The 8664-nt window shown below is 37.7% G+C and carries 6 protein-coding genes; 5 read left to right on the top strand and 1 reads right to left on the bottom strand.

Annotated features, from left to right (window positions below; genetic code table 11):
* The first annotated feature begins 459 nt into the window (after positions 1–459).
* A complete protein-coding gene (locus tag B371_RS0103555) occupies positions 460–1656 on the top strand; it encodes an MFS transporter (RefSeq protein WP_019412937.1) in 1197 nt (398 codons plus the stop codon).
* A 113-nt stretch (positions 1657–1769) separates the two neighbouring features.
* On the opposite strand, the gene B371_RS0103550 is transcribed toward B371_RS0103555, so the two are convergent.
* Positions 1770–2570: a TIGR00266 family protein gene (locus tag B371_RS0103550; protein WP_019412936.1), complete on the bottom strand. Its 801-nt coding sequence runs from the start codon at positions 2568–2570 to the stop codon at positions 1770–1772.
* A 182-nt stretch (positions 2571–2752) separates the two neighbouring features.
* Here B371_RS0103550 and B371_RS0103545 point away from each other — a divergent pair, with 182 nt between their 5' ends.
* The 4 genes from B371_RS0103545 (at position 2753) to abc-f (ending at position 7882) form a co-directional block, all read left to right on the top strand.
* Positions 2753–4231, top strand: coding sequence for an aldehyde dehydrogenase family protein (locus B371_RS0103545; RefSeq protein ID WP_019412935.1), 1479 nt, complete (start codon positions 2753–2755; stop codon positions 4229–4231).
* Positions 4232–4306: 75 nt separating this feature from the next.
* Positions 4307–5482: a saccharopine dehydrogenase family protein gene (locus B371_RS0103540; protein ID WP_019412934.1), complete on the top strand. Its 1176-nt coding sequence runs from the start codon at positions 4307–4309 to the stop codon at positions 5480–5482.
* 128 nt (positions 5483–5610) lie between these two features.
* Positions 5611–5745: an RAxF-45 family protein gene (locus B371_RS24265; RefSeq protein ID WP_019412933.1), complete on the top strand. Its 135-nt coding sequence runs from the start codon at positions 5611–5613 to the stop codon at positions 5743–5745.
* Between the two features lie 220 nt (positions 5746–5965).
* Positions 5966–7882: a ribosomal protection-like ABC-F family protein gene (gene abc-f, locus B371_RS0103530; RefSeq protein ID WP_019412932.1), complete on the top strand. Its 1917-nt coding sequence runs from the start codon at positions 5966–5968 to the stop codon at positions 7880–7882.
* Positions 7883–8664: the final 782 nt, after the last annotated feature.

The following is an 8664-nucleotide window of genomic DNA, read 5'->3' as shown; positions in this document are numbered from 1 at the left end:
AATCAACTTTGTTCGGATATTATTACTAGATTTTTTATTATGAAATTGACTATTATATAAAACTAATTCGACTTTTTCATTAATCCACCTTATCGTCGAACTATTATGAATTAATTGTATAGATAAACATTTCTATTAACAAAGCGTTCTTAGTTAGTAATAAGTTTCAAATTGCTGTTCAGGATGCATCAATACTATCAAAAATTTATAACGTACCATTGGCACCTGAAGTCCCGAAGAATGAAGTTAGTATCATGATAAAAGTAGTTCGAAGATGTAAATATATAGTGACAAATATTTGAATAAAATTTATAATAAAAAAAGTTTATATAAGGGAGCGATGAATATGAAAAGCACAACATTAACTTCACCATTCAAATCGGAGGGCATGTTGGGATAAAGATATGAACTCCGATTTGAGATCAAACTAGATCGATAAAATCGGAGGAAAACATAAAAGTGAGTATACAAAATTTTTATTACACAGTAACAAGTACAAGGTCATTTTTAATACAAATGGTGTTTACACTAAACGCAATTTATTATGTAACACAAGCCGATTTAAATGCACTACAACTTGTCCTTATCGGTACCATTATGGAAGTTTCCGTGCTTTTGTTTGAAATGCCAACGGGATTATATGCTGACCATTTTGGACGCAAGCGTTCATTAGCCTTAGGTACGCTTATCATTGGATTTTCTCATATCTTGGAAGGAAGTACTCCAGAGTTCTGGGCAATTGCGATTGCTTCAGCTATGTGGGGAATCGGATGGACATTTATAAGCGGAGCTGAACAGGCATGGATAGCAGATGAAGTAGAAGGAAAAGAATTAGAAACAGTCTTTCTAAAAGGCGCACAGTTCAGTTCATTTGGAAGATTTACAGCGATACTAGCAAGTGTTGGAATCGCGTCCATTTGGACAGTTCAGATAGCAATTTTGTTTGCAGGCGCGATGCTAGTCATTTTAGCGATTTGGGCATATATCAAACTTCCTGAAACCAAGTTCATTAAAGTGACACGTGAAAAAGGTGTCTCAGGTGTGACCCATATGATAAATACTATTCAAACAGGGGTTTCACAAATCAGAGGCAATACCGTGTTGGTTAGTATTGCGATGGTTACTTTATTCTGGGGACTTGCAAGCGAAGGGTTTGATCGTTTGTATGGTGCGCATTTCATAAAGGATTATAACATGTCAGTAGGAGAGTCCATCTATTGGTTCGGTACATTCTATGCTATTGCCTTTTTACTGAATATCGTAGTTCTTCGATTGGTCGAAAAATATGTAAATGGCCGTTATGCTGAGGTGTTATTAATCATGAATACCATATTAATTGCAACGATGTTTGTTTTTGCATGGACAGGTCATTTCTGGTTAGCAGTTGTTATGTACTGGATTACAAGCACACTTCGTAACGTAAATTATCCACTAATGAGCATAATTACAAACGAAAGACTTGCGTCAAAAGGTCGAGCAACCACTTTATCAATGTTCGGTCAACTAGATGCCTTTGGTCAGATTGCGGGTGGACCACTCGTAGGATTATTAGCATTGTATACGTCCATCTCGGGAGGAATCACAGCCTCCGCGTTTCTTATATTACCGGTACTCTATTTCTTATGGCGAATGAAGAGTAGAATGTCAGTATCTTAATGGGTAGTGATTTACAAAAAATGATTATTAAAGAGTAAGCGAAAATAGCTGTGCAGATGTTTTTAACAAACACTGCACAGCTTTTTACACTTTCACCTGTTTTTCTTATTCTCTTATTTCCCGCCAATAATATCAAACAATCCTCCAGCTAGACTTCCTTCACCCTTTGAACCTCCGCCAGGTGTTTGTGGTGCTGCTGCAAATACGCGACTTGCCAATCGACTAAATGGTAAAGATTGAACCCACACGGTTCCTGGTCCTCGAAGTGTTGCTAAGAATAATCCTTCTCCTCCAAATAAAGCCGTTTTAACACCTTTTACCATTTCTATGTTGTAATCAATCTCTTTTGTCATTGCAACTAGGCATCCGGTGTCGACTCGTAACACTTCTCCAGGTTGTAATATCTTCTTGTGTATTGTCCCCCCAGCATGGAGGAAGGCTAGCCCGTCACCTTCAAGTTTTTGCATAATGAACCCTTCTCCACCAAAAAATCCTGTACCTAGTTTACGTTGGAATTCAACGCCGACTGACACACCTTTAGCGGCAGCTAAAAACGCATCTTTTTGACAAACTATTTTTCCACCCAATTCACTCAAATCCATAGAAATGATTTTCCCTGGATAAGGTGAAGCAAAATATACATGCTTTTTTCCTGAACCACTATTAGTGAAAGTCGTCATGAATAAACTTTCCCCTGTTATCAATCGCTTTCCAGCGCCCATTAATTTCCCCATTAACCCGCTATTTGATGAACTATTCGAACCGTCTCCAAATATTGTTTCCATCGCAATGCCATCTTCCATCATCATTAAGCTACCAGCCTCAGCAATGACTGTTTCTTTCGGATCAAGTTCTACTTCCACGAACTGCATATCATCCCCATATAACTTGTAATCAATTTGGTGGTTATTCACTTGTCTCTTCCTCCTAAAATTAAATTCTAGTATTCATACGCTTGTCGGAACAAAAAGATTCATTTTATCAACATTAAAGGAGCTAAAATAAGAAATTATTTTAATAGAAAAGGATTAAAAATAGTCTTGTCGAATAGGTATACATAGAGTGAATATTCTCGAATCGAAAGGGGTAAAGAATTATGCAATTAAATAATTATATTGATGGAAAGTGGCAAGAAGCGGGAAATGCTAAATACGTTTCTGTGACGAATCCTGCAAATGGAGAAGAATTAGCACAAGTTCGACTATCAACAATAGACGATGTAAATAAAGCTGTTGCAGCCGCAAAGGTTGCCCAAAAGAAGTGGGCTCTTGTTCCTGCTCCTAAAAGAGCAGATTATTTATATGAAATAGGTCGTATTATGAAAGAAAAGAAAGAACATCTTTCGCAAGTTTTGACGAAAGAAATGGGCAAAGTTATTGAAGAAGGTCGCGGAGAAGTACAAGAAGGAATTGATATGGCATTCTACATGGCTGGAGAGGGTCGTCGATTATTCGGACAAACAACGCCATCTGAACTTTCAGACAAATTTGCTATGAGTGTTCGTGCACCTATTGGAGTGGTAGGTCTCATTACCCCATGGAACTTTCCTGTGGCCATTGCAACATGGAAGTCGTTCCCAGCAATAGTCTCTGGTAATACGTTCTTGTGGAAGCCTGCAACAGACACACCAATGATGGCTTATGAAATGGCGAAGATTTTTGAAGAAGTAGGGCTTCCTGCAGGAGTAGCGAACATCGTGTTCGGTTCTGGATCAACAGTTGGTACAGCGATGATTGAACATCCAGATGTGAAAGTCATTTCCTTTACAGGATCAACAGAAACAGGGCGTTCTGTAGCAGAATTAGGTGGACGTCATTTGAAAAAAGTATCGCTTGAAATGGGCGGAAAAAATGCAGTGATTGTAATGGACGATGCCGATCTTGGCTTAGCTGTTGAAGGTATTCTTTGGAGTGCATTTGGTACTGCAGGACAACGATGTACCGCATGTAGCCGCGTTATTGTTCATAAAGATGTAAAAGAAGAACTTGAACAGCGTCTTCTAGAAGCAATGAAACACTTGACGATAGGCGATGGAATGGATGAATCCGTGAAAATTGGTCCTATAATAAATAAAAATGCATTAGAGAAAATTCACAGTTATGTCCAGATTGGAATAGATGAAGGTGCCACATTACTTGCTGGCGGTGAGATTCTATCTGACGGTCAATTAGCATTGGGAAATTATTATGCCCCAACTCTTTTCACAAACGTTGATAAAGAAAGCCGAATTGCCAAAGAAGAAATCTTCGGTCCGGTTGTATCACTCATCGGAATTTCAAGTTTAGAAGAAGCCATTGAAGTGAACAACAGCGTGGTATTTGGTTTATCTAGCAGTATTTTTTCACGTGATGTAAATACGATATTTAAAGCACAGCGGGACTTAGACACAGGGATTATTTATGTTAATGCAGGCACATCAGGTGCTGAAATTCATTTACCATTTGGTGGTACAAAAGGAACGGGTAATGGGCACCGTGATTCTGGGGTAGCAGCTTTAGATGTTTACACCGAGTGGAAGAGTATTTATGTTGATTTTAGCGGCAAGTTGCAACGAGCTCAAATTGATAACTCATAACCAATCATTTTTGAATGAACTAATAAACACGTCACAATAATTTCATAGACGATTTTCTGAAAAGGGGATGTAAAAATGAAAGTGGTTGTATTAGGTGCAGGATTAATGGGGAAAGAAGTAGCTCGTGATTTAGTCAAAAGCGGGACTGTAGAGAAAGTTTTTTTAGCCGATTTTCGAATGGAACAAGTGGAAGCATTTATAGCTGAAATTCAATCAACTAAAATTGAAGCAGTCCGTTTAGATGCCAACAATGATAAGGATTTAAAAGATGTCATGAGTAAAGGTGACGTCGTCATTAACGCATTATTTTATTCGTTTAATGAAAAAGTAGCCCGCACAGCAGTAGAATTGGGTGTACATTCTGTGGATCTAGGTGGTCACATTGGTGGGGCAACAGATGCTGTTCTAAATCTAGCTACTGAAGCAAGTGTCAAAGGGGTTACAATTATTCCAGATCTAGGAGTAGCTCCAGGAATGATTAACATCTTATCAGGATATGGTGCCAACAAATTGGACGAAGTGCAGTCAATTAAACTTTATGTAGGTGGAATTCCGGTTAACCCAGAAGGTCCATTGAAATACAACATCGTGTTTTCATTAGAAGGCGTTCTAGATCATTATACCGACACCTCCCATGTAATACGAAACGGTGAATTACGTGAAATTGCTTCATTATCTGAAATTGAATCGATTCACTTTGATGATTTTGACGAACTTGAGGCTTTCCATACTTCAGGAGGAACATCAACGTTAACTAAATCTTTTCCGAATGTGGAGACCCTTGAATATAAAACAATTCGTTACAAAGGACATGCTGAAAAGTTTAAGGTGTTAGTAGACCTTGGTTTAACGAATAAAGAAACAAAGGTTGAAATAGACGGAAAATCGATACGCACCCGTGAAGTGTTAATGGAAGCTTTAACACCTGGATTATTACTTGGGGAAAAACAAGATGCAGTGTTACTACGTGTTATTGTATCCGGTGTTAAAGATGGGGATTTAACTACGTATGAATACGAAATGGTCACAAAGAAAGATTTGACAGATCAAGTGACAGCAATGGCGCGAGCAACTGCAAACACGATTTCTGTTGTAGCCCAAATGATTGGAAATGGTGAAATTACTAAACGTGGAGTCTATCCTCCAGAGCAAATTGTACCTGGGGACGCATATATTATAGAAATGAAAAAACGTGGTGTACACATAGTAGAGACTATTCAAGAATTAGAATCAAGTTCAATTGGTAGCTAGCAGAGGGATTCCGGTTGAAGTATTTGAATAACGGTTTTAATCCTAGCGGGATGTTTCCAAATGGCTATTTGATATTGGAAAATAAATATGATAAAATATGTTAAATTGATGAACGGAGGTGAGAAAGAATGAAAAACGCTGTGACTGCACATGGATTTATATTGGAATTTTTATCCGTTTCATGTGCAATTACTCATGAAATTGCTGATTACGGGACGGGTCTGTCCATTTTAGACAATACCATGAATATCACAGCTGAGTAGACATTCTTTTCTTACCGATTGAAACGGGAAAGACTGCTCTATTCGAGCAGTCTTTTTTTCGTGCTTATTAAGATTATTGGATAAAGAAAATTTGATCTTTATAGCTCCAAAGTCTAATACGCGGGTCCTTTTTCATATTACCAGCGACGTTGTCGAGCTAGAGTGGACTTTAACGCATTGCGATGCTTCCAGCTGTGATAAATCGAAAGGAAGCGAAAAAATGATTTGTACTATACAAGAAATTAGCAAAATGCTAGGTGGCAATTTAATATTTGAAAATCTCTCATTAGCCATCAAAACGGGCGATAAATTAGGAATAGTCGGTCGAAATGGTTCAGGAAAAACTACATTATTTACATTACTTGCAGGAATAGAAACGCCTGATCAAGGAAGTATTCATTTTAAAAAAGGTACAAAAATAGGCTACTTAGCTCAAATCCCTTCTTATTCAGAAGAAATTACAGGTCATGATGTCCTGTTAATGGCATTTGAAGAACTAGTCACACTTCAGGATAAAATGAAATCTCTTGAGGAAAAAATGATAAAAGTCGCACCGGATGATATGGAAAAACTATTGAAGCAATATGGGGATATCCAAGAAGAGTTTACTCGACGTGACGGCTATACAATGGATACAGACATTGAAAAAGTTGTTCAAGGCTTACAGTTAATTTCATTTGTCAATCGTTCGTTCACCAGTCTTAGTGGAGGGGAACAAACTAAAATCATGCTCGGTAAAATATTGCTATCAAAACCAGATCTATTGTTGCTAGATGAACCAACAAATCACTTGGATTTATTTGCAGTAGAATGGCTAGAGCAATATTTAGTTGCCTATGAAGGAACAGTTGTCCTAATTTCGCATGACCGCTACTTTTTAGATCAAGTTGTCATGAAAATAGCAGATCTTGAAGAAGGTGAATTGTCATTATATCATGGCAATTATTCTTCATTTATCATTCAAAAAGAACAACGACTTATGCAGGAATTCCAAGAGTTTGAAGAACAACAGAAAAAGATAAAGAAAATGAAAGATGCCATAAAACGATTGCGTCAATGGGCAAATGAAGCAGTTCCACCAAGCGCTGCATTGCATAGACGTGCACGTAATATGGAACGTGCATTAGAACGTATGGAAAAAGTGCGGAAACCATTGATTGATCCGAAAAAAATGACATTAACATTTGATGCCGCATCAAGAAGCGGGAAAGAAGTCGTCGTGATGGAAAATGTAACAAAAGGCTTTGGTGAAAATGTATTGCTCCGCGATGCCAATTTTAATGTCTATTGGAAAGATCGTATCGCAGTAGTCGGTCGAAATGGCACAGGAAAATCGACGATTCTAAAACTGTTACGAGGCGAATTAGCTACGGATTCAGGTGTGGCTCGGTTAGGAAGCAATGTGCGCGTTGGTTTCTTGTCACAGCATTTTGAAATTACGAACCCGAAAGCACGTTTAATCGATGTTTTCCGAGATGAAGTCTCTATGTTTGAAGGAGATGCACGTCATGTGTTGGCACGTTTTATGTTTTACGGACCAGATGTTTTTAAACGAGTAGGTGACTTAAGCGGTGGTGAACGTATGCGTTTAAGATTAGCACAGCTCATGTATCAAGATGTCAACTTGTTAATGCTCGATGAACCAACCAACCATTTAGACATTGATTCACGTGAAGTTCTCGAAGAAGCATTGGAAGATTTCCAAGGGACCATATTAGCTGTGTCTCATGATCGTTATTTTTTAAATAAGTTATTCCCCCGAACTGCTTGGCTCGATAGTGGTGAATTGACCACTTTTGAAGGTCCTTACGAGTGGGCGCGAGGTAAGTGGGATGAACTGCAAGCTAGAAACCAATTGAATGTAGAAAGTAAAATAAGTCGGATGGACGATGTGAAGCAAAATATTCAAGACAATAAGGTGAAATTGGAGGGGAAAACTAAGTCATCAACTACGAAAGAAATATTGTCACGTCCAATTGAAGAAGAAGTCGCAGAACTTGAAGCGGCAATCGCCATATTGAAAGAGCGAATAGAAAACGAAGAAGATTGGGAAGTGTATGAACAGTTACTGTCTCAAAAAGAGGAGCAAGAAACGGTGCTTGAAGAATTACTTGAAAAATGGTTAGAAAGTTCATGACGCCCAATGAAGGTGCCAGTGTTCTACACATAAATACAACTCAAGTAAGGTTACCTGTCACTATCGAGGGGTGACATAGAACCAAACGATAGGAATGAAAAAGGTAGAGTCTAACTCTTCATTGTCTTTATCATTATGGTATAATAAAATTTAAGCTAACCATACAATAAAAAAGAACCGTATGATGTGTCTAGCATCAAACGGTCTTGCAATAGCAGGTTCCCTTCAAGGGCGTCAGCTAAATATGGAGAAGTAACCCATCTTGTGCATCTAACTCAAGGGTGGGTTATTTTTTATGGTTAAATGTAAGAATTGATACAACTAGTACGGCAAAAGTTATTGCTATCATAGCTGCTTCAAATACTGACATGGCGCCACCTCCTTTCGAAGGAAGTGAGCCAACCACCCTTGAGTTACCTATACTATCTTCAAACAAAAAATAGGTAATAGTAAAACCCTTCAAAAAGTTTGAAGGGTTTAGTTTGATATTATTTTTTTGTCTACAATTGTTTTCATACAAAAGTATACAAAATTATAGTGCCATGAACCCAGTGTTCATGGTATTTTTAGTATATGGAGACTTACATGATAAAACAGAATTTCTATAATTGATTCTCGTTAACCCATTATTGTAAGTCGTGATTTCCTATTTTAGAAGCACAAGTTTCCCCTCAGTAGAAGTCCTATCAGAATATAGGCTTGGGTACTTTCATTTTATAAAATATGAAGACTTTTTTTTTTTTTTTTATATGTATTTTCATTGATTTTTAAAAGGTGAATGA

The organism is Paenisporosarcina sp. TG20 (assembly GCF_000286315.1).
Lineage (GTDB): Bacteria > Bacillota > Bacilli > Bacillales_A > Planococcaceae > Paenisporosarcina.
Note: the sequence above shows the minus strand (reverse complement) of the source record. Positions and strands in the feature narration are given on the sequence as shown.

Coding starts and splice junctions, on each gene's coding strand:
- B371_RS0103540 (WP_019412934.1), top strand. CDS start 4,307: ATGAAAGTGGTTGTATTAGGTGCAGGATTAATGGGGAAAGAAGTAGCT.
- B371_RS0103545 (WP_019412935.1), top strand. CDS start 2,753: ATGCAATTAAATAATTATATTGATGGAAAGTGGCAAGAAGCGGGAAAT.
- abc-f (WP_019412932.1), top strand. CDS start 5,966: ATGATTTGTACTATACAAGAAATTAGCAAAATGCTAGGTGGCAATTTA.
- B371_RS24265 (WP_019412933.1), top strand. CDS start 5,611: ATGAAAAACGCTGTGACTGCACATGGATTTATATTGGAATTTTTATCC.